We start from the raw sequence: 19414 nt of genomic DNA, 5'->3' as shown, positions 1-19414 counted from the left end.
GCCCAGAGAGTTTTTACTAATCGTCCTTAGACCGGTGGGCGATCGCATAACCAACGAAGGAGAAGATTATGGCAAGCGCGGCTCCAACGAGCATGTTGTCCATAGTGACTCCGGCAGCGATACCGAACACCATCCCGACAAACGGGTAAGCCCATTCTTCAGTAGTGTATTTAGACATTCTTCGAATCCTTTCCACTAGCCTCAAGAAGGGTGCTTATCCGATCCAAGGCCAGCTAGCTTTTCTCGTCGGTTTTAGTGAGCTTTAGCAAGCGCTGGAGCACTTAGTGGTGGGGCACAGTGCAACAGAAGCGCCGATCGTTGCTGCGATGATCGCCGGTGCGATACCGCCGTCAACGTCCTGGTCATCGTTGATCATGTTGCGGATCTCGTCGTTGTTGTAGTGGTTGACGAAGTTGGACATGGTGTTTCTCCTTTACTGAGATTGGTGTAGCTACAGCTAGGTGGTGTTCTCTCAATGGTTGTGTTGACGCTGTAGCGCTGAACAGTGGAATTTGGGTGAGGTTAGGAAGGAAGACCTAGTTGCAGGAAGGCATGCACTCGACGGACAGGGTGCAGTACTTGCCATCATTACCCAGAGCGTCGCTGATGCCCATCTGCAGGGAGCGGTCAGTCAGGATCTGAGCATCGAGCTCCAGGTCCAGCTCCAGCAGGGCTCGGTCCTCGACAATTGCAGTGGTGCGCTCATGCGTTCCAAGAGCCATTGGTGTTTCTCCTCCGAGAGTGTTGTGTTCTTGCGTAACCGGTTGGCCACGCATCGGTGGTGCTGAGGATGCGAGTTTTTCTGTCTCCTCAAGAAAGCCGAAGTATCCGCGGTTTTCGACGTACTTAACAAGCTTCGAATTCTCACTAACGTCATGTTTCTCATGCCGTTGTTCCTCGATTCCCATAGTTGCATCGCAGGCAATTCCAGAAAAGGCCAAACAGGGGTTCCGGTACGAAAGTAGACTTGATGTAGCCCAAAGTAGATTGCGAAGTTCAGTTCTTGGCACCCGAAGGTACCTGTGCTTAAAAACGGAAAAACACCTGGAAAATCCCCTTTTTCTAGCCGCACGGCCAATGGCCCTGCGGCTTCTTCTGCTCGACAAGGGCCCCGCAACCGCGACGTCAGAGCTCCCATGCTGGTGTTTCTCTTATGCGCAGTAGCTATCGGGCTGAACCTTGCTCTCGCCCCTGATGCCTACTCCACCGAGCTAATTCTGATCTCGCTTAGCCTCTGCGTGTTCGTTGCCCTCGGCCTGCGTTTTCCACGTCTAGCGACTCTGCTCTTCCTGGTTACCTTTACTCTGGCGATCCTCTCTGGAGTGGATGAATTCCCCGCCTTTATCTTCTTGGCACCCGTATTCTGTGGTGTCATCGCCTTTGCGGGTGAACTCTTACTCACCATTGCAGTGACTCTTGGAACATTGGCTCTGGGGCTACTTGATACAGACGTCGAATCATCGGAAGAATTGATTACCAACATCGACCCCTCTGCGCTTCTGATGTGGTCTATCCTCCTTCTCATTGGCTCCTTTTCTGGTTGGGCTTTCGGATTCCAGGAACGCAGGCGGCACCAATTGGCCGCGGACTGGCAGAGAGAACTAACGCAACGCCGCCAGGAGCTCGCTACCACTCTCCATGATTCTGTGACTGGCCCCCTAACTTCCGTTGTATTGCGCTCCGAAACCATGCGTCTCCAACTCGACGCGGAGGCAGACGAAGACACGAACAACGAACTTCTGGACAAAGAATCACTCCGCAATAACCTCGAAACGATTGCGGACAGCAGCCGAGAAGCCATGGTGCAGAGCCGAAAGCTACTCGATCTGCTCCGATCGACAGACTGGGCGCTCTCCAGCGGTGAAGCACCCGCTGTTGCCGATTCCTTGGAAGAGTTCCGCGAAAGAGTCGTTCAGCACGGCTTTCGGGTGTTCTTTACTCTGGGCGCCCCTTCGGATGCATTACTGCACCACCTACATGCCCCCTCTACTTCACCCTTACTGGCACTTTCACCAGCAGACACTGACGGCATTCCCAATGGAATCGCTCAGAAAGAATGCGCAGAAAACCTTCCCCAGGGAACGCGCCAGAGCATGCTCATCCACCGGCTGTTCTTGGAGGGGGCAACCAACATCATCAAATACGCTGAGCCAGGCTCCCCCATCATTGTCTCCATCGGTAAGGAAACGAAGCCTCACACTGTTGGAATTTGGAACCTGGCCAAGGAAGGCACCGGAGAATCCGAAGGTCAATCATCCCTAATGTCCTCAAAGCTCGGCCTTGTCAGTCTTCGCCGTTGGGCGTCTAAAGCGCGAGGAACAATCGAAACAGGGCAGAAGAAATGTGGTTCCCATAGCGTGTGGTGCCTAAGCGCTAGCTTTCGCTAAGCAAAGGAGGTACGAAAGTCTACTTTCTCTGGCCACCCAGCCGTTCTCAACGCACCCAGTGAGTTTTTTCCCTAAAGTCGGAAACAGTCGCGCCACACTCGCGACACGCTGATCACCACAACCAACCACGAAACACCACTGGAAGAGATATGCGTAAGAACAAGGCCCTTAAACTCGCTCTCATCACTGCCGTAAGTGGAAGTGTCGCAGCCTTTGCCCCCTCTGCAAATGCCACTGCGAGCATCCCAGCGCCGAGGATTGAAGCTCCTGTGACTACCCCCTACGCGCTGTATGACATCTTTAACTGCGACAAGAACCCAGAAATGGTTTGGTGCAAATAACCCATCATGGAAAGTAGCTCCCCCACACGAATCCTCGTAGTCGATGACGACGCATGCGTACTCACGGCATTAAAGCACTACTTCTCTGTCGCCAAAGACATCGAGATCGTAGCCGAAGCCGAGAACGGCGCCGTCGCCCTCGAACAGATCGAGCGACTAGAGGGAGACCTCGACCTCGTGTTGGCGGACATCCACATGCCAGAAGTCGGCGGAATCGAGCTACTCCGCACCCTGCAATCTCAGGACAATCCCCCTGTGTTCGTCGCCATGACTTCCATGGACACCGACGAAACGATGCTGGAGATCCTCACCAGCGGCGGCGCGGGATACATCATCAAAAGCGCCCGCCCCGTGCAATTCATCCAAGCCGTCCGGGACGCGATGAACGGCGGCACCGCCGTCTCTCCCGAGTGCCTTTCACGCCTCGTGGACTTCATCCCCGAACGCTCTGTTGGTGGGGCAGCTATGCAGGCGGGGAAGTCGGCGTCACCAAATAAACAAGAGCAACCCGGCGTGGCGCCAGACCCGGAAAGCATCCCGGAAGGCGAGCGCACCACCCTCCACCTTCTAGTCCAGGGGCACTCCAACGCGGAGATCGCGAAGAAGGCGCTCTACGCGGAATCGACCGTAAAGAAGCACGTGTCTTCGCTGATGAAGCGCTTCGGGGTGGACTCGCGCCTGCGGCTCGCGATCAGTGCAATCCGCGCGGGGTACTAGCCGAAAACTCTTACGCGGGGTACAAATAACTGCGTTCTGTGGCGCCGAGTCTGATCCGAGTCTGGTTCAAGGCCGGTCCAAGGCTAGTCCAAGGCAGAGCCGCATTTGGCCAAGTCGTATTCTTAAGGAATGAGCTCTACCCCCTCCACCTCCCCAGATCGCGCCAGTTCACACGCGAACTCGCGTACCGGCGATGACAAGTTAGGCAGTGACAAGCTAAGCAACGGGCTGAAGGTCCGCCACCTTACGATGATGGGCCTGGGCTCCACCATCGGCGCCGGCCTATTCCTGGGCACCGGCGTGGGCATCGAGGCCACCGGCCCGGCCGTTCTGCTGGCCTATATCGTGGCGGGCCTCATCGCCATCCTGGTGATGGAAATGCTGGGAGAGATGGGCACCGTCATCCCCGCTTCCGGCTCTTTCTCCGAATACGCCGAGCACGGCATCGGGCGCTGGGCCGGCTTCACGCAGGGTTGGATGTACTGGCTCGCCACCGTCGCGGTGCTCGGCGCCGAAATTACTGGTGCGGCGAGCTTTATGGGGGCTTGGTTCGGTATTGACGCCTGGATCCCCGCCGCCGTCTGCGTGATCTTCTTCGGAGTGGTGAACCTGCTGCAGATCAGCGCTTTCGGCGAGTTCGAGTTCTGGTTCGCCTTCATCAAGGTAGCCGTGCTGGTGGCCTTCCTGGTCATCGGTTTCCTGCTGATCTTCGGCCTGCTACCGGGGCACACTTTCATCGGCACGGAGGTGTTCACGGCCGATGGCTTCATGCCCAACGGCGTGGGCGGCGTGGCCACAGCGATTCTGGCCGTGGCCTTCGCCTTCGGCGGCATCGAGATCGTGGCCATCGCAGCAGCGGAATCCGAAAACCCGGAGCGCTCCCTGGTCAACGCGGTGCGCACCACCATCACCCGCATTTCCCTTTTCTACCTAGGATCCGTGCTGGTGATTACCTTCCTGCTGCCGCATTCTTCGCTGGGGCAGGCAGAGAACGCGGCCGATAGTCCCTTCACCCAGGTGCTGAACCTGGCGGGCATCCCGGGCGTGGTCGGTTTTATGGAGGCCATCATTGTGCTGGCACTGCTTTCCGCTTTCAACGCGCAGATCTACGCCTCCAGCCGCATGGTGTTTTCCCTGGCCAAGCGCCACGAGGCGCCGAAGATTTTCGCCCGCGTCGACAGTCGGGGCGTGCCGGTGGCGGCAATCCTGTTGTCGGTCGCGCTAGCGGTGGTGATGGTGGTGCTGAACTACCTGGATACCGGCTGGCTACTGACATTCATGCTGAACTCCGCGGGTGCATCGCTGCTGATCGTTTGGACGTTCATCGTCGTCTCACAGCTACGCCTGCGCCCCCGCCTGGAGCAGCAGGCGAGCGGAGCGTTGCCGATCCGCATGTGGGGCTACCCCTGGATGACCATCGCCACGCTGGTTGTACTGGCAGGGCTGGCGTTGCTGATGCTGACGGATCCGGGTTCCCGGGTGCAGCTTTTCTCTGCAGCGACGATGTTTGCGATCTTGGTCGTAGCCAGCTTCGCCAACTCCGCCATCCGTGGGTTGAGCCCCTTCGAGAAGCTGCCCCTGCCCTCCTCCCTCCAATAGAGCTCACCGCGGATGCACCAACAGCACGGCTAAAGGGGCAGGTAGTGACAGGTAGCGAAAGGAGGATAGGCTGGATCTAAATACGGTTCCCCGCCTTCCTGTCGGGCGAATATCGCGCCCGCACGAGGACATCTAGAAAGGACTCCCCCGCATGATTCGCACCGCCATCATTGGCTATGGAAACCTGGGTCGCAGCGTTGAGAAGGTTATCGCCGACCAGCCCGACATGGAACTCGTCGGTGTGTTCTCCCGCCGCGATTCCCTCGATACGCAGGCCCGTGTTCTGCCAGCTGCGGACGTGGAAAAGCACAAGGATGAAGTAGACGTGCTCTTCGTCTGCCTGGGCAGTGCCACCGACGTCCCAGCGCAGGCCCCTGAACTGGCCAAGCACTTCACCACAGTCGATACTTACGACAACCACGGCGAGATCCCGAACTACCGAGCGGTCATGGACAAGTCCGCGCAAGAGGGCGAGAACATTGCGATGATTTCCACCGGTTGGGATCCGGGCATCTTCTCCTTGAACCGTGTGCTCGGCGGAGCGGTGCTGCCGGGAGCCGACCAGATGACGTTCTGGGGGCCTGGACTCTCGCAGGGTCACTCCGATGCAGTGCGTCGCGTGCCCGGCGTGGCCAAGGGTGTGCAGTACACCAAGCCAAATCCGGAGGCTATCGAGGCCGTGAAGCGAGGCGAGGGCGCGGATCTGAAGGCCAACGAGTGCCACCTGCGCCACTGCTTCGTGGTGGCTGAGGAAACCGGCGATGCGGCGGCGGATAAGAAGTTGAAGGAGCAGATCCGCGAGGCAATCGTGACGATGCCGGACTACTTCGCGCCCTACGAGACGATCGTGGAGTTCGTCTCCGAAGCTGAGTTCGAGCGCGACCACCAGGGCATGCCACACGGCGGGCAGGTGATTACCCGCGGCCAGGCGGGCACTTCCGGTCACGTGATTGAGTTCGGCCTAGAGCTGGAGCGCAACCCCGACTTCACCGCTGCGGTGCAGGTGGCCTACGGCCGCGCAGCATGGCGTATGCGTCAGGCTGGCGAGACGGGCGCCCGCACGGTCTTCGAGGTAGCACCCTATCTGCTGTCTGCGGAGCCTCTGGACGACCTTGTAACCAAGAAGCTGTAGCATCCAACACAAAACCCGACCTCCGCCTGCTGGTATTCCCGCAGGTTGGACGGTTTTTAGTGGAGCGGCTTACGAGAATCGAACTTCCGACACCGGGTTAAGAAAGACTGCCGGATGGCCCTTTGGAGTTCTGAAGGCCAACTAGGTTGTAAATAACGGCCCAGATGATTCCCAGCGGTGCAAAGAGGGGGAAGCGCAGCCAAGCCGGGGTGTTTTCCCAGATGGTGTTCACTGAGCCGAGCGGGGACTTGGTGTTCGGAGTTTCTGCAGCCTGTACTTGAGTGGTGGGGGTGTGGGTTTCGGCCTGGGCAGGTGTGGCGAGACACGCGGTGACGGTTGCGGCGGTAACACCAGCGATGAGCGACTTGCGAATCTTCATTGGGAGGAATCCTTTCTGAAGGAGTTCGGGTAGGGATGTGCAAAAACCTTCTTTGCCCCCGGGTGCGGTTCCATGGCTGATTGGACGTAGACTCGTGAGCTTGGAAGTGCTTTGTTTAGCCAAACGCTTATAAGTGGCGAAACGTTAGCAGTCGCTAGCAATCAAAATGTCCCACAGCAAACTGTCAAGAATGCTGTGGGACATCACATGGAGCCGCTTGCGAGAATCGAACTCGCGACCTTTTCATTACGAGTGAAACGCTCTGCCGACTGAGCTAAAGCGGCGCGTACATTAAGTACGAAGCGTAATCCTAGCCGACGCAAACCCTGAGCACCAAAACGCCATCTGGGGTTAGCCCGGATACCCGCTAGGCCACCCCACAGCACTGCTGTAGGCGCCCCGCCATCGCATCCAGTGCCACCTCAGGCCGCACGTTGTACCCCAGCACCTCGCGGCATTCCATCACCGCATCGATGCAGCTCATCATCGCCGATGCACTGTTGCGGCGCGCCAGTTCCTTCGACGTTGCCGCCATGTCCGGGTGCTGGTGGCCGCCCACCAGCACGCCATCGCCATCCACCGCGCCCGCGGCCTGCAGCATCGCGTCGCGGTACAGCCCGGCAATGTCGATCAGCGCCAGGTCAAGCGAGTCGCGGGTTCTTCTGGTGCGCCGGTTCTTCTGCTCTTTTTCTAGCTCTTTCATTCTTCCGGACGCCCCCCGCTGGGCCTTTGCAGCACCCTTGCCTTTCGCACCCACGCCAAGGCTGCTCTCCAGCTCCTCACGCTCCCGCTGATCCAGCTTCTCCAGCTCGCTGGCGGCCTCCTCCTCGGCCTTCTTCACCAGCTCGGAGGTGAAGCGATACAGTGCGTTAGGCTCGTACACCAGCTGCGGCAGCTTCAGCGCGGTGGCGCGTTTGGTGCGGGCGGCCTCGTCGCTGGCCAGGTGGCGGGCCCTTCCAATGTGTCCGGCCGACACGTCGGCGGCCCATTGGGCTTGAGTTTCATTGAGCCCTAAAGTGGCGTCACTAAGCAAAACACCCTTGACCGCCGCCGGCGAGGGAGTGGGCACATAAACGTGGCGGCAGCGCGACCGCAGGGTGATCGCAATGTCCGAAGGGTCGGTCGAAGGCGCGCAGAGCAGGAAGACGGTGCGGGCGGGTGGTTCCTCGACGGACTTCAACAAAGCGTTGGCGGCGGCATCGTTCAGGCGGTCGGCATCTTCCACAACCACCACGCGCCAGCGGGCGACGGTGGGCATGTTTGCGGCCTCGTGGATGGCGCCGCGGATCTCGTCGACCGTCAGCACCACGCCCGTGGTGGAGACCCACAGGATGTCCGGGTGCGTGCCCGCGGCGACACTACGGCACTGGTCGCACTCGCCACAGCCGCCGTGCGGGCACACCAAAGCGGTGGCGAAGACCTTCGCCGCGATGGACCGCCCCGAACCGGGTGGGCCGGTAAACAGCCACGAATGGGTCATCGCCTGCGGATCCTCCACAGCCCTCTGCAGCGGGCTGCGGACAGATTCCGCCGTGATGCGCCCGAAAACCCCTGGCGCGTCTTCGGCGGCGGTGGCCCGGGTAGTGGCCACGGTAGTGGCCGGCGTGGTTTCCGTCATGGTTACTCAGTGTAGCTATCGACGAGGACAGGGCAGACGCACCCGACGCGGGGCGGCGTGAGTTAATCTGAAGGGCATGAAACAACTGCTGCGCTACCTCTCGTGGGCCTGGGGCACCTCCTGGCCCCTGTACGCAGCAACCGTTCTGGCCACGAACGTCATCGGCGCGACCGCCGTGGCGACGTTCCTGCGTTTCTTCATCCCCCTGCCCGCCGCGCGCGAGCTGACGAGCCCGGACACCACCATCGCCTCGCTGTACCTGATCTACTTCGGGGTGGCCGTGGTCGCCGGCATCGCGATGACGTTGTACTTCTTCGCCCCCGTGCTGCGCTGGCAGCGCACGCCGCAGGCCTACGACCCGAACATGGTGCGCGACCTGGTGCTACGCATTCCGTTGCTGCAGACAATCACGGGCATTGTGCTGTGGGGCATCGGGGTGGTGCTGTTCACCGTCGTGGCCTGGAGGCATAGCACCGAATGGGGCATAACCGTCGGCGTGACGGCCACGCTCGGCGGCATGATGGTGAGCCTGATGACGTACATGGAGGCCGAGCGCCTGGTGCGCCCGGTCGCCGCGAAGGCGCTGGCAAAGGGCGCACCGGACCACTCGCGGCTCTCCCCGCTGTCGCACCGCCTGATGACGACGTGGGCACTGACCTCCGCCGTGCCCGTGCTGGGCATGGTGCTGCTGCTCTTCGCCGCGGCCACCGACTTCTACCCCGAAAGCTCGCGCGGCATCATCCCGGCGATGCTGGCACTGGCGCTGACCACTCTACTGACCGGCTTCATGGGAACCATGTTGTTCTCAATGGCTGTGGCCGACCCGATCCGCGAACTGCAATACGCCATCAACCGCGTGCGCCGGGGCAAGGTGAACACGGACGTGCGAATCTACGACTCCTCGGAGATCGGCGTGCTGCAGGCCGGCTTCAACGAGATGATGCGCGGTCTGCAGGAGCGCCAGCGGGTCTCGGACCTCTTCGGCCGCTATGTCGGCACCGAGGTCGCCCGCCGCGCGCTGGAGGAAAAGCCGGAGCTAGGCGGCGAAACTCGGCACGTGGCCGTGCTCTTCGTGGACGTGATCGGCTCCACCGGGTTTGCCACGGAGAAGGAACCGCAGCACGTGGTGAAGGCCCTCAACGAGTTCTTCGACCGCGTGGTGGAGGTCGTGCACGCCAACAAGGGCATCATCAACAAGTTCGAGGGTGATGCCGCGCTAGCCGTATTCGGTGCACCTCTGCCGCTGGACGATGTGGCCGGCCACGCCCTGGCCGCCGCCCGCGAGCTAAAGGCGAAGCTGCAGGGCTTGGAATTCGCCGCGGGAGTCGGCGTGGCCGCCGGGTCCGTCGTCGCAGGGCACATCGGCGCGAAGGATCGCTTCGAGTACACCGTCATCGGCGACGCTGTGAACCAGGCCGCCCGCCTGACGGATCTGGCGAAGAACACCCCCGGACAGGTGCTGACAAGTGCCGTAACTCTGCGCGCGGCCAACGAGGCCGAGCAGGCCCGCTGGACCATGATGAAGTCCGTGGAGCTGCGCGGCCGCCGCGAGATGACGCAGATCGCCCGCCCCATCCGCGCGACCTTGGCCGACCGTTCGGAGGCTTAGGCCCCGCGCCGTACTGCGGCGATGGGGAGGTTTCTTTTCGACGCCACCTCGTCCCACCACGCCGCCGTCTTCTGCCCCACTGCCGCGGCCAGCTGCTCGGCGGTGATCCCCTTGGATTGCAGCTTTTCGGCCGTGGTGCCCTCCGGCAGCAGGCCTTCCTCGTGCAGCGCCTCGATGAGGCCGACGAAGAAATGCGGCTCCAGCGCAGCGATAGCCACCCAGCCCCCGCACTCGGCCTGGTAGAGGCCATAACCTGGCAGAAGGCCACCAAGCAGAGTGTCCGGTCCGGTCAGGCGGAAGCGGGCGGGCGTGGCAAACTCCGTGGCCATGTCGGCCAGGGCGACCTCGTGGTAAGTGCCCTGACCGGTAGCGCTAGCCTGCCACAGGGCTGTCAGCGCCTGCGAGACGGCGCGTTCCGCGCCTGCCAGGTCGGCGATAGGCACCACGGGCATGACGGGCTCATCGCCATTAAAGGAAAGGGTGCCTGCGTGTGCTTCATAGGTCAGGTCGTGGCCGGCGACGTCGACGTGCTCTCCGGAGTGGCCAACGATCGCCACCTGCGCCAGGGACGGGTAGCGCGCGCGGAGGTCTTCCCAGCCGAGCCCCAGGCGCTGCAGCGAGGCAGGGCGGGAGCTGGTGAGCAGCAGGTCCGCCTCTGCCAGCAGTTCGTGTAGTTCCTGCAGGCCGGATTCCTTCTTCAGGTCGATGCTGCGCACCTCCTGCCCCTCCACCAAGTGCTGGTAGTAGGGCTCGCAGTACAGGCGCATGGGGTCGGCAGCCTTGCCGGGGCCTTCGACCTTGATGACGGTGCCGCCGAGCTCATGCAGGCGCTTGGCGGCAACGGGGCCTGGCAGGTTCGGGGCCAGGGTGACGACGGTGAAGTTCGGGAGCTGGTGCATGCTGATGAACGTATCAGTTCCCAACCAAAAGTAAGGGCGATTTAGCGAGACTTCTTCACCGTGCGCTTGGTGAGCGTCGGTGGCTTCTTCGCCGTCTTTTTCGTCGTCTTCTTTGCGGCCTTCTTGGTCGTCTTCTTCGTCGTTTTCTTGGCCGACTTCTTTGCGGCCTTGCGGCTCGACTTCGCAGGTGCCGAACCCTCGGCTGCCTGCTTGGCGCGCCGCTCCGACAGCAGCTCGTTCGCGCGGGCGTCAGTCATCGTCTCCGGAGTATCGCCCTTGCGCAGGGAGGCATTGGTGGTGCCATCCGTGACATAAGCGCCGAAGCGACCGTCCTTGACGGTCATCGGCTTGCCGGACACGTCGTTATCACCCAGCTGCTTCAGCGGCGGCTGCGCGGCCGCTCGGCCGCGGCGCTTCGGCTCGGCGTAAATGCGACGAGCTTCGTCGAGGGTGATCGTAAAGATCTGCTCCTCGTTGGCCAGCGAGCGGGAATCCTTGCCCTTCTTGAGGTAGGGGCCGTAGCGACCGTTCTGGGCGGTGATCACCTCGTTGTCGCTCGGGTCGACGCCCACCTCGCGCGGCAGGCTCATGAGCTTCAAAGCCTCCTCCAGCGTCACGCTGGCTGGCTCCATGCCGCTGAACAAGCTGGCGGTCTTGGGCTTCAGTGTCTCCTCGACGATCTGCTTGACGCGTTTTTCCTTCTGCGCCTGCGCTGTCTTGGTCTCGCGGCTCAGCGGCTTCTTGCCCTCAGCCTCACGCTCGCGATCCTGCTCGTCGCGCTCGGCCTCCCAGACCTTCACGGCCTCCTCGGCCACTCGGGATTCCTCGTCTTCGCCGAGCACCTCGGTGACGTAAGGGCCGTAGCGTCCCTCGCGGGCAACGATAGTGCGCCCGTTGGCCGGGTTGGTGCCCAGCTCTCGGCCACCCTGCGGGGTGGCGAAGAGCTTCTCGGCCACCTCCAGGGTCAGCCCGTCCGGGGTCATGGATTCCGGCAGGTTGGCGCGCTGCACCTCCGGCTCGGTACCCTCCGGCGCCCCTGCCGGTACCGGCTTGATGCGCTCCAGGTAGGGGCCGTAGCGGCCCACGCGGACGACGATCGGCACGCCGTTTTCATCGTCGAAGATGTGCAGGGAGTTCACCCGGCGGGCATCGATCTGCTCCAGGTTGTCGCCCACGATGTGCTTCAAGCCACCCAGGCGGGGCACCACCGCGCCCGGAGCCTCCGGGCGGGAGCTATCGCCGAAGTAGAAGCCCTTCAGCCAGTTCACGCGGTCCTGATCTCCGGCGGCGATGGCATCCAGCTCGTCTTCCATCGCGGAGGTGAAGTCGTAGTCCACCAGGGCACCGAAGTTCTGCTCCAGCAGGCCGACGACGGCGAAGGCCACCCACGATGGCACCAGTGCGTTGCCGCGCGGCAGCACGTAGCCGCGGTCCTGGATGGTGCGAATGATGGATGCATAGGTCGACGGGCGGCCAATGCCCATCTCCTCCATCTTCTTCACCAGCGAGGCCTCGGTATAGCGGGCAGGCGGGTTCGTCGAGTGGCCGTCGGCGGCCACGTCCCGCGCGTTCAGCTCGTCGCCCTTGGTCAGCTGCGGCAGTCGCTTTTCCGCGTTATCGGCGACGTCGCGGCCATCGGCGGTGCGGCTGACCTCCACGTAGGCCTTCAGGAATCCTGGAAAGGTCAGGGTGCGCCCGGTTGCGGTAAATTCACAGGTCTCGCCCGACTTTGCGTCGCCGGCGACGGTGAGCTTCATGGACTGGCCCTTCGCGTCGGCCATCTGGGAGGCCACGGTGCGCTGCCAAATCAGCTCGTAGAGTTTGAACTCCTCGGCATCCAGCTGGTTGCTTAGCTGGCCGGGAGTCTGGAAGGTCTCGCCCGCCGGGCGGATTGCCTCGTGGGCCTCCTGCGAGTTCTTCACTTTGCGGGAGTACTGGCGCGGGCCGTCGGCCACGAACTTCGCTCCGTAGAGCTCCTTGGCCTGCCTGCGGGCGGCCTCGATACCGGCGGTCGACAGGGTGGTCGAGTCGGTACGCATATAAGTAATGTGGCCGTTTTCGTACAGGCGCTGAGCAATGCGCATCGTGCGCTCTGAGGTAAAGCGGAGCTTGCGGCCGGCCTCCTGCTGCAGGGTGGAGGTCATAAACGGCGGGTACGGGCGGCGAGTGTAGGGCTTTTCCTCCACCGCCGTCACGGCGAACTCCTGGCCCTGCAGTCCGTCGGCCAGGGACTTCGCCTTCGCCCTATCCAGGACAAATGTTTCCTTTGCGCTGGCCTTCAGCTTGCCGTCGTCGCCAAAGTCACGGCCCTGAGCCACGCGCTTGCCGGCGACCGTTGCCAACCGTGCTTCAAAGGAGTCCGGGGCGGCGTCATCAAGAGAAGAAGAAACAGCATCTACCACGCCGAACGTGGCGCTCAAGTCCCAGTACTCGGCGGCGATAAACTTCATGCGCTCGCGCTCGCGCTCCACGATCACGCGGGTGGCGACGGACTGCACGCGACCGGCGGATAGTCGCGGCATGACCTTCTTCCACAGCACCGGGGAGACCTCGTAGCCGTACAGGCGATCCAGTACGCGGCGGGATTCCTGCGCATCGACCAGGTCGTAATCGAGCTCGCGGGTGTTCTGTGCGGCCTTGAGGATGGCGTTCTTCGTAATCTCGTGGAAAACCATGCGGCGCACCGGCACCTTCGGCTTCAGCACCTCGAGCAGGTGCCACGCGATAGCCTCACCCTCACGGTCGGGGTCTGTCGCCAGGTACAGCTCATCGACCTGCTTGAGTTTGGCCTTCAGGTCGGAGACCTTCTTTTTCTTGTCCGGGCTGACGACGTAGAGCGCCTCGAAATCTTTATCGACGTTGACGCCCAGACGCGCCCATGGCTCCTTCTTATACTTCGCCGGTACGTCTGCCGCGCCCCGGGGGAGGTCACGGATGTGCCCGACGGAAGCCTCGACGATGTAGTTCGACCCCAGGATCGGGGCGATCTTCTTGGCCTTCGTCGCCGACTCAACGATCACTAGACGCTTGACGTCATCGTTTGCCATCGGTTGATCTCACACATCCTTCAAAATTTTAAGTTTGCCGGGTGCCATTGTTTATACAGGTTTATCGCAATGGTTCTTTCCGGGGGCCACTTACGCATTTCTAAGCGACACTACGCGGTTTACGCAATTTATTTGCAACCGGGGTAGGCCCAGCCTTAATCGGCGAAGCCCCCGCCAGGGCGCGAGATGCACCGTGGGCGGGGGCTTGCTGAAACCCTGCGGGTTTTAAAGAGCCGTGACGTTTTGAGCCTGCGGGCCCTTGGCGCCCTCGCCGATCTCGAACTCGACCTTCTGGTTCTCCTCAAGGGTGCGGAAGCCGCTGCCCTGGACCTCAGAATAGTGGACGAAGACGTCGGAAGATCCGTCGTCCGGGGCGATGAAGCCGAAGCCCTTCTCTGCGTTGAACCACTTGACGGTTCCCTGTGCCATGAATTTCTACCTATCTTGTTGAATCTGTCCGGCGCAAGTCTTCTGCGACCACCAAACGCCGAGGTCGGAAGATACTTCGTTTCCAACCCATTCGGCCCAAAACCCAACGAGACCCCACCTCACGCCGAGGCGAGCGGAAAAGTTCCGAGGATTTTAATAACCACACTATAGTCTGCCACGTTGCGGGTTAAACATTCGAACGAGTGTGGATTCCGCAGGACAATGACTTGTATCCACCCCCTAATGGGTCTAGAACTGACTTTAATGTCCGACCCCACGCCCCCTACCCCAGACTCCGCGCCCGGCGGCACGGCAAACAGCGCAGCGAGCGGCACGGCCCCGTCGTTCGGCGAGGAACTGTTGGCCGATCTGACGCCCGAGTTTCCGCGCTCCACCGTCACCCATACGCGCACCATCCCCGCCCGCCCGTCGCAAACGACGCAGTGGCCGGACTGGGTCGACGAGACTTTAGTGGAATATCTACATGAACAGGGCATTTCTAACCCCTGGTCGCACCAGGTGGAGACCGCGAACTACGCACATGCGGGGCGGGATGTGGTGGTTGCCACCGGCACGGCGTCCGGAAAGAGCCTCGGCTACCAACTAGCAGCCCTGAGCGACCTCGCTACGGCGAGTACCGCGACGGCCCTCTATATTGCGCCGACGAAGGCATTGGCGCAGGACCAGCGGGCGGCGTTGGCACGGATGTGCGCGGGCGCGGCGAACCTGAACGACATCATGGTGGCCACCTACGACGGCGACACCCCGCCCGAGACGCGGCGGGTGATCCGCGACCAGGCGCGGGTGATCGTGACGAACCCGGACATGCTGCACGCCTCGATCCTGGGGAACCCACAGTCGTGGAGCCGACTGCTGCGCACGCTGCGCTATGTGGTGATCGATGAGTGCCACGTGTACCGCGGGGTGTTCGGCGCGCACGTGGCGATGGTGCTGCGACGGCTGCTGCGGCTGTGTGGAACGGCGCCGACCATCGTTTTGGCATCTGCAACCAGTGTGGATCCGGCGGCACATGCGCGCCGGCTGACGGGGCGGCCAGAGGTGGTGGCAGTGACCCGTGACGGGGCGCCCGCGGGCGAGCGAACCGTCGCGCTGTGGGAGCCGGGGTTCCTGCCGGACGTGGAGGGAGAAAACGGCGCGCCGGTGCGGCGGGCAGCGAACTCCGAAGCCGCGGACGTGATGGCGCTGGCGATCGCCCAAGGCGCGCGTACGCTGACATTCGTGCGCTCCCGGCGCGGGGCGGAAGTGGTTTCCGTCGCCGCCGCAGAGAAACTGTCGGCGCTGGGGCGCAGCGCGGATGCGGTGCGGGTGGCGGCCTATCGCGCGGGTTACACCCCGGAGGATCGCCGCGAGCTGGAGCGTCGCTTCGACAACGGCGAGCTACTGGGCATCGCCTCGACGAATGCACTGGAGCTGGGCATCGACGTCGGCGGACTGGATGTGGTGGTGACCAGCGGCTTCCCCGGCACGATCGCGAGCTTCCGCCAGCAGGCGGGCCGCGCGGGCAGGCGCGGGCAGGGTGCGCTAGTGGTGTTGGTCGGCGCGGACGATCCGATGGATACGTACCTTCTGCACCACCCGGAGGCTTTGCTCGACCGGCCGGTGGAGAACACAGTGTTCGACCCGACGAACCCCTACGTGCTGGCAGACCACGTGGTGTGCGCGGCGGCGGAAAAGCCACTGTCCGAGGCGGAGATTACGCACTGGGGTGCGGAGCGAGTGGTGGAGCACCTGCTGCGCCAGGGCGCACTGAAGCGCAGGCCACGGGGTATTTTCGCGGATCTGAAGGTGGCGGAACAGGTGCATTCGCAGGTATCGATTCGCGGCGGGGCGGCGGCCCAGGTGGCGATCGTGGAGGCTGATTCCGGCCGACTGCTAGGCACGGTGGATCAGTCGCGCGCGACGTCGGACGTGCACACCGGGGCGGTGTACATACACCAGGGCGATACGTTCGTGGTGCAGCTGCTGGATCTGGAGGAATCCGTGGCGTGGGTGCGGCCGGAGTTCCCGGAGTACACCACCCAGGTGATCCGTGATACCGACATTGCGGTACGGCGCACCCGGGGGACGCGCAAGGTCTGCGAAGGGGTTTGGCTGGCGGATGTGGACGTGGAGGTTTCGCATACCGTCAGCGGTTATCGGAAGCGCCTGCCGGGTGGCGAGATTTTGGAGACCGTACCGCTGGACGTGCCGCCGGAGTCGCTGCGCACCCGCGCGGTGGCTTATACCGTGGACCCGGACGTGCTGCTGGATCTGGGGTTGCCGGAGCCGACGTGGCCGGGGACGTTGCATGCTGCGGAGCATGCAGCGATCGGCCTGTTGCCGCTGATTGCGACGTGCGACCGCTGGGATATTGGTGGCGTTTCTACCGCTTTGCATTCAGATACGGGCCTGCCGACGGTGTTCGTGTACGACGGTTATGCGGGTGGCGCGGGCTTCGCCGAACAGGGCTTTGCACGTTTTGCCGAGTGGATGGCCGCCACCGCCGAGACCGTGGAGAACTGCGAGTGCGAGTCCGGTTGCCCGTCTTGTGTGCAGTCGCCGAAGTGCGGCAACGGCAATGATCCGCTGTTCAAGGCGGGCGCGGTGTTGTTGTTGCGGACGCTGGCCGAGGCGGCGGGTTAGTTCACTGTTTTTCTTTGGGACGCGCACATCCCGGCTTGCCTAAGAATATACTTTTCCGCATGAAGTCTTTTCCTGGGAAAAATCACAATGGGTTCCGGCGGGGTGTCAAGGCGAGCATCGCCGCCACAATGTCGTTGTTTGCGTTGTCCGGGATGGGCGGGGTGGCCACCGCGCAGTCCGCGGCGCCGTCTGGGCTCCAGTCGAGCGCTTCCGCGCTGGTCAACAAGGGCGAGCCGATGCGCACCCCGGCTCCCTTCGCGGGCAATCCGGTGGATAGTGGGCTGAAGATCGGCGCGGTTCCAGCTAAGGCAGGAGCGCTGATGAACACGGTTCCGCTCGACCCGGCTGTCGGCTTGACCGCTGCTAGTCAGCAGTTCCGTTTTAGCTACTCGACGACCAACCAGCACGGGGCGGTGGCGCCTTCCACCGGCGCGGTGTTCTTTCCGAAGGGCAAGGCTCCGGCTGGCGGCTGGCCGGTGTTGGCCTGGGCGCATGGAACGGTGGGCTTGGCGGATCAGTGCACTCCGTCGATGAATCCGCGTTCCCAGCGGGATCAGGACTATCTGAATCATTGGCTCAACCAGGGTTATGCGATCGTCGCTAGTGACTATGCGGGTATGGGAACTGAGGGACTGATGAGTTACCTCAACGGCAAGTCCACTGCCGCTAACGTGGTGGATTCCGTAATCGCCGCGCAGGATCTGCCTGCGGCGAAGCAGGGTGGCCAGAAACTTTCCCGCAACTGGGCGGTCATTGGCCAGTCCCAGGGCGGCGGCGCGGCCCTGCACGTCGCTTTGCGCGCCACGAAACGGAGCCAACAGGCGAACCTGAACTTCCTGGGCACGGTAGCCACGGGCGCTCCGGCTTATGTAGAGGAGATCGTATTGGCGGGCAGCCCGACCTTCCCGCCCGTTCCCTTGCCGGCAGGGTTGAACACTTACGCGATGTATATTGTCGCGGCGTTCCGGGAGGCCAACCCGAACGTGGACGTCGATTCCGCCCTGACCGACGAGGGCAAACGCATGGTAAAGGCCGCTGAGGATTCTTGTTATCCAGAGCTTTCTGAGGCGCTGAAAGGCACCAATGTCGCGCGGGCGTTTTCGAAGCCGCTTCGCGAGGTGCCGGGCCTGGAGCCCGCGTTGCGTGAATTCATGCAAACTCCTGCGACTGGCTACGATAAGCCGGTTTTCCTGGGCCACGGTCTGAAGGATATGGACGTACCCACCCCTATCGGCATCATCTTGAATACGGACATGTGGATCAACCAGTTCGTCGGGGATATGCGCAGCCGTAACCAGCGGGTGGAGGTGCACTGGTATCCCACCGACCACGGCGGGACCGTCCCCGCCTCGCAGGTGCACTCCACCCCGTTCCTGGCGAACTTGTTCCGCAACGCTTAGCCTGCGTAAGCGCGGCTTTGTGCCACGCCCCGCGCCACATCGCGGTACGCCCGCAGTACGCTGCCTGACTACTCCGCCGGCCCGGCAGTGGCCTGCGCCTTCTGCGGAAGGATGCGCGAGTTCGAGCCCATGCGGGTGGTGACGTTCACCGTCACGAACTCGCCTTTGACCTCGCAGCTTTCCACGTCGGCTCCGTTGGCGTCGGCGATGCTTCGCGCCGTTTCGCACGGCTCGTCCTCGCCCGTCTGCACCACCATCGCCGCCGATAGCGCGGCCAGGTCCGCGGCCGTGCTTGCCTGCTCCTTGTGCCCCAGCATGGCGCTGCCGAACGCCAACAGAGAAACCACCGACAGGATGCCGAGCGTGATCATCGCCCCATAGACGGTGCTCATGAGCTCGTCTCCACCTTCCCTATTCTCCGTCGGGCTCCACCAGCGTGACGGCCTCGCCGTGAACGTCGAACAGTGCCCCGTCCTTGATGACTTTCACCCGCACAAGCGGCGATTCCGCACTACCTTCGCGGGATGTGGAGACGTCAGCGGTGGCGTCAATCTGTCTGGCGAGCGCAACCCCATCGCCGCCGCGCGCTTCGGCTCGGGCTACGGTCCGCGCCAGCGATTGCGCCGTGGCGGCCTGCGACATGGTGACCAATCCCGCGGCGGATCCACCCGCGACGAGCGTTATGGCGGACAGGACGATGGCGCCTTCGACTGTGTTCATGTTCGTTCCTAGTTAAAGATTGTTGTGCATATTTTTAGTGACGCCCCCACGCGCCCGAGCCTTGAAGAGCTCAGGAACGCGGGGGCGCTGTGTAACCCCGGAGGCTAGCGAGGAGCCTTCCGGGCTACTTCGTGTTCAGTGCCCTATCGAAGATTCCACTGAGTGCCTGCTCGACGGTGTCCGAGGTCACGACGGTGTATAGCAGCGCTCCGAGGGCGGCTGCCGCCACGCAGCCCAATGCGTATTCCACCGTGGACATGCCCCTCTCATCGGCGTATCGACTATAGATAGCACCAATAATCTGGTTCCACCAACGGGTAACTGGGTGCAGGTCTGAATACGTTTCTTCCGAGATTCCAATGCTCGGATCCGTCTTGACCGGCGCAGGTTGGAATTGCTCCGGCGCCACATCCGGCGTGAAAGCGGTTGACGTGGGTGTAGTTGGAGTGAGGGTGGTTGGCACGGTGATGGTTGGAGTAGTCATGGTCAGTGTC

General features: G+C 62.4%; 18 protein-coding genes and 1 tRNA gene. 7 read left to right on the top strand and 12 right to left on the bottom strand.

Going from position 1 to position 19414, the window contains the following annotated elements:
- Positions 1 to 16: 16 nt before the first annotated feature.
- From MHX63_RS03165 to MHX63_RS03155, 3 genes are all read right to left on the bottom strand, one after another.
- Positions 17 to 178, bottom strand: a complete 162-nt coding sequence (locus tag MHX63_RS03165; RefSeq protein ID WP_153245959.1) for a hypothetical protein — start codon at positions 176 to 178, stop codon at positions 17 to 19.
- Positions 179 to 262: 84 nt separating this feature from the next.
- A complete protein-coding gene (locus MHX63_RS03160; RefSeq protein ID WP_192816624.1) occupies positions 263 to 421 on the bottom strand; it encodes a class II lanthipeptide, LchA2/BrtA2 family in 159 nt (52 codons plus the stop codon).
- 115 nt (positions 422 to 536) lie between these two features.
- Entirely contained in the window at positions 537 to 722 is a 186-nt protein-coding gene (locus MHX63_RS03155) for a lichenicidin alpha family lanthipeptide (RefSeq protein ID WP_239387214.1), read from the bottom strand.
- Between the two features lie 300 nt (positions 723 to 1022).
- On the opposite strand from MHX63_RS03155, the gene MHX63_RS10475 reads away from it, so the two are divergent.
- The 4 genes from MHX63_RS10475 (at position 1023) to MHX63_RS03135 (ending at position 6176) form a co-directional block, all read left to right on the top strand.
- Entirely contained in the window at positions 1023 to 2387 is a 1365-nt protein-coding gene (locus MHX63_RS10475) for a histidine kinase (protein ID WP_239387213.1), read from the top strand.
- 347 nt (positions 2388 to 2734) lie between these two features.
- Entirely contained in the window at positions 2735 to 3445 is a 711-nt protein-coding gene (locus MHX63_RS03145; protein ID WP_239387212.1) for a response regulator transcription factor, read from the top strand.
- Between the two features lie 249 nt (positions 3446 to 3694).
- Entirely contained in the window at positions 3695 to 5044 is a 1350-nt protein-coding gene (locus tag MHX63_RS03140; RefSeq protein ID WP_239387362.1) for an amino acid permease, read from the top strand.
- A 151-nt stretch (positions 5045 to 5195) separates the two neighbouring features.
- The gene (locus MHX63_RS03135; RefSeq protein WP_239387211.1) at positions 5196 to 6176 is read left to right on the top strand and encodes a diaminopimelate dehydrogenase; all 981 of its coding nucleotides are present in this window, start codon (positions 5196 to 5198) and stop codon (positions 6174 to 6176) included.
- A 97-nt stretch (positions 6177 to 6273) separates the two neighbouring features.
- Here MHX63_RS03135 and MHX63_RS03130 read toward each other — a convergent pair whose 3' ends face one another.
- The 3 genes from MHX63_RS03130 to MHX63_RS03120 form a co-directional block, all read right to left on the bottom strand.
- A complete protein-coding gene (locus tag MHX63_RS03130) occupies positions 6274 to 6555 on the bottom strand; it encodes a hypothetical protein (protein WP_239387210.1) in 282 nt (93 codons plus the stop codon).
- 208 nt (positions 6556 to 6763) lie between these two features.
- A tRNA-Thr gene (locus MHX63_RS03125) sits at positions 6764 to 6839 on the bottom strand.
- 83 nt (positions 6840 to 6922) lie between these two features.
- Entirely contained in the window at positions 6923 to 8173 is a 1251-nt protein-coding gene (locus MHX63_RS03120; RefSeq protein ID WP_239387209.1) for a DNA polymerase III subunit delta', read from the bottom strand.
- Between the two features lie 76 nt (positions 8174 to 8249).
- Between MHX63_RS03120 and MHX63_RS03115 the strand changes: the two genes are divergently transcribed.
- Positions 8250 to 9782: an adenylate/guanylate cyclase domain-containing protein gene (locus MHX63_RS03115; RefSeq protein ID WP_239387208.1), complete on the top strand. Its 1533-nt coding sequence runs from the start codon at positions 8250 to 8252 to the stop codon at positions 9780 to 9782.
- Here MHX63_RS03115 and MHX63_RS03110 read toward each other — a convergent pair.
- The 3 genes from MHX63_RS03110 to MHX63_RS03100 all read right to left on the bottom strand — a co-directional run bounded on the left by MHX63_RS03110 (position 9779) and on the right by MHX63_RS03100 (position 14157).
- Positions 9779 to 10681, bottom strand: coding sequence for a CoA transferase (locus MHX63_RS03110; RefSeq protein ID WP_239387207.1), 903 nt, complete (start codon positions 10679 to 10681; stop codon positions 9779 to 9781). The genes MHX63_RS03115 and MHX63_RS03110 overlap by 4 nt on opposite strands.
- A 41-nt stretch (positions 10682 to 10722) precedes the next feature.
- On the bottom strand, positions 10723 to 13728 hold the full coding sequence (topA, locus tag MHX63_RS03105; RefSeq protein WP_239387206.1) for a type I DNA topoisomerase: 3006 nt from the start codon (positions 13726 to 13728) through the stop codon (positions 10723 to 10725).
- A 225-nt stretch (positions 13729 to 13953) separates the two neighbouring features.
- Complete coding sequence (locus MHX63_RS03100; protein WP_239387205.1) at positions 13954 to 14157, bottom strand: cold-shock protein; 204 nt, start codon at positions 14155 to 14157, stop codon at positions 13954 to 13956.
- A gap of 264 nt (positions 14158 to 14421) precedes the next feature.
- On the opposite strand from MHX63_RS03100, the gene MHX63_RS03095 reads away from it, so the two are divergent.
- On the top strand, positions 14422 to 16800 hold the full coding sequence (locus MHX63_RS03095; RefSeq protein WP_239387204.1) for a DEAD/DEAH box helicase: 2379 nt from the start codon (positions 14422 to 14424) through the stop codon (positions 16798 to 16800).
- A gap of 59 nt (positions 16801 to 16859) precedes the next feature.
- Positions 16860 to 18200 carry a lipase family protein gene (locus MHX63_RS03090; RefSeq protein WP_239387203.1) on the top strand — a complete coding sequence of 447 codons (1341 nt, stop codon included), beginning with the start codon at positions 16860 to 16862 and terminating at the stop codon, positions 18198 to 18200.
- 68 nt (positions 18201 to 18268) lie between these two features.
- Here the strand turns inward: MHX63_RS03090 and MHX63_RS03085 are convergent, their stop codons facing one another.
- The 3 genes from MHX63_RS03085 to MHX63_RS10400 form a co-directional block, all read right to left on the bottom strand.
- Positions 18269 to 18592, bottom strand: a complete 324-nt coding sequence (locus MHX63_RS03085; RefSeq protein WP_239387202.1) for an Rv3654c family TadE-like protein — start codon at positions 18590 to 18592, stop codon at positions 18269 to 18271.
- A gap of 19 nt (positions 18593 to 18611) precedes the next feature.
- A complete protein-coding gene (locus MHX63_RS03080; RefSeq protein WP_239387201.1) occupies positions 18612 to 18920 on the bottom strand; it encodes a hypothetical protein in 309 nt (102 codons plus the stop codon).
- Positions 18921 to 19044: 124 nt separating this feature from the next.
- Positions 19045 to 19404: a DUF4244 domain-containing protein gene (locus tag MHX63_RS10400; RefSeq protein ID WP_255710250.1), complete on the bottom strand. Its 360-nt coding sequence runs from the start codon at positions 19402 to 19404 to the stop codon at positions 19045 to 19047.
- Between the last annotated feature and the right edge of the window lie 10 nt (positions 19405 to 19414).

Origin of the sequence: Corynebacterium sp. ACRQK (assembly GCF_022345965.1) — a bacterium.
GTDB lineage: Bacteria > Actinomycetota > Actinomycetes > Mycobacteriales > Mycobacteriaceae > Corynebacterium.
The sequence above is the reverse complement of the archived record's forward strand: the minus strand, read 5'-3'. Positions and strand labels throughout refer to the sequence as shown.

Bases quoted from the DNA above. Each gene is read 5' to 3' on its own strand.
- MHX63_RS03155 (WP_239387214.1), bottom strand. From the start codon at position 722: ATGGCTCTTGGAACGCATGAGCGCACCACTGCAATTGTCGAGGACCGA.
- MHX63_RS03120 (WP_239387209.1), bottom strand. From the start codon at position 8,173: ATGACGGAAACCACGCCGGCCACTACCGTGGCCACTACCCGGGCCACC.
- MHX63_RS03160 (WP_192816624.1), bottom strand. From the start codon at position 421: ATGTCCAACTTCGTCAACCACTACAACAACGACGAGATCCGCAACATG.
- MHX63_RS03085 (WP_239387202.1), bottom strand. From the start codon at position 18,592: ATGAGCACCGTCTATGGGGCGATGATCACGCTCGGCATCCTGTCGGTG.
- MHX63_RS03080 (WP_239387201.1), bottom strand. From the start codon at position 18,920: ATGAACACAGTCGAAGGCGCCATCGTCCTGTCCGCCATAACGCTCGTC.
- MHX63_RS03140 (WP_239387362.1), top strand. From the start codon at position 3,695: ATGATGGGCCTGGGCTCCACCATCGGCGCCGGCCTATTCCTGGGCACC.
- MHX63_RS10400 (WP_255710250.1), bottom strand. From the start codon at position 19,404: ATGACTACTCCAACCATCACCGTGCCAACCACCCTCACTCCAACTACA.
- MHX63_RS03110 (WP_239387207.1), bottom strand. From the start codon at position 10,681: ATGCACCAGCTCCCGAACTTCACCGTCGTCACCCTGGCCCCGAACCTG.
- MHX63_RS03165 (WP_153245959.1), bottom strand. From the start codon at position 178: ATGTCTAAATACACTACTGAAGAATGGGCTTACCCGTTTGTCGGGATG.
- MHX63_RS03090 (WP_239387203.1), top strand. From the start codon at position 16,860: ATGAAGTCTTTTCCTGGGAAAAATCACAATGGGTTCCGGCGGGGTGTC.
- topA (WP_239387206.1), bottom strand. From the start codon at position 13,728: ATGGCAAACGATGACGTCAAGCGTCTAGTGATCGTTGAGTCGGCGACG.
- MHX63_RS03100 (WP_239387205.1), bottom strand. From the start codon at position 14,157: ATGGCACAGGGAACCGTCAAGTGGTTCAACGCAGAGAAGGGCTTCGGC.
- MHX63_RS03095 (WP_239387204.1), top strand. From the start codon at position 14,422: ATGTCCGACCCCACGCCCCCTACCCCAGACTCCGCGCCCGGCGGCACG.
- MHX63_RS03130 (WP_239387210.1), bottom strand. From the start codon at position 6,555: ATGAAGATTCGCAAGTCGCTCATCGCTGGTGTTACCGCCGCAACCGTC.
- MHX63_RS03135 (WP_239387211.1), top strand. From the start codon at position 5,196: ATGATTCGCACCGCCATCATTGGCTATGGAAACCTGGGTCGCAGCGTT.
- MHX63_RS03115 (WP_239387208.1), top strand. From the start codon at position 8,250: ATGAAACAACTGCTGCGCTACCTCTCGTGGGCCTGGGGCACCTCCTGG.
- MHX63_RS03145 (WP_239387212.1), top strand. From the start codon at position 2,735: ATGGAAAGTAGCTCCCCCACACGAATCCTCGTAGTCGATGACGACGCA.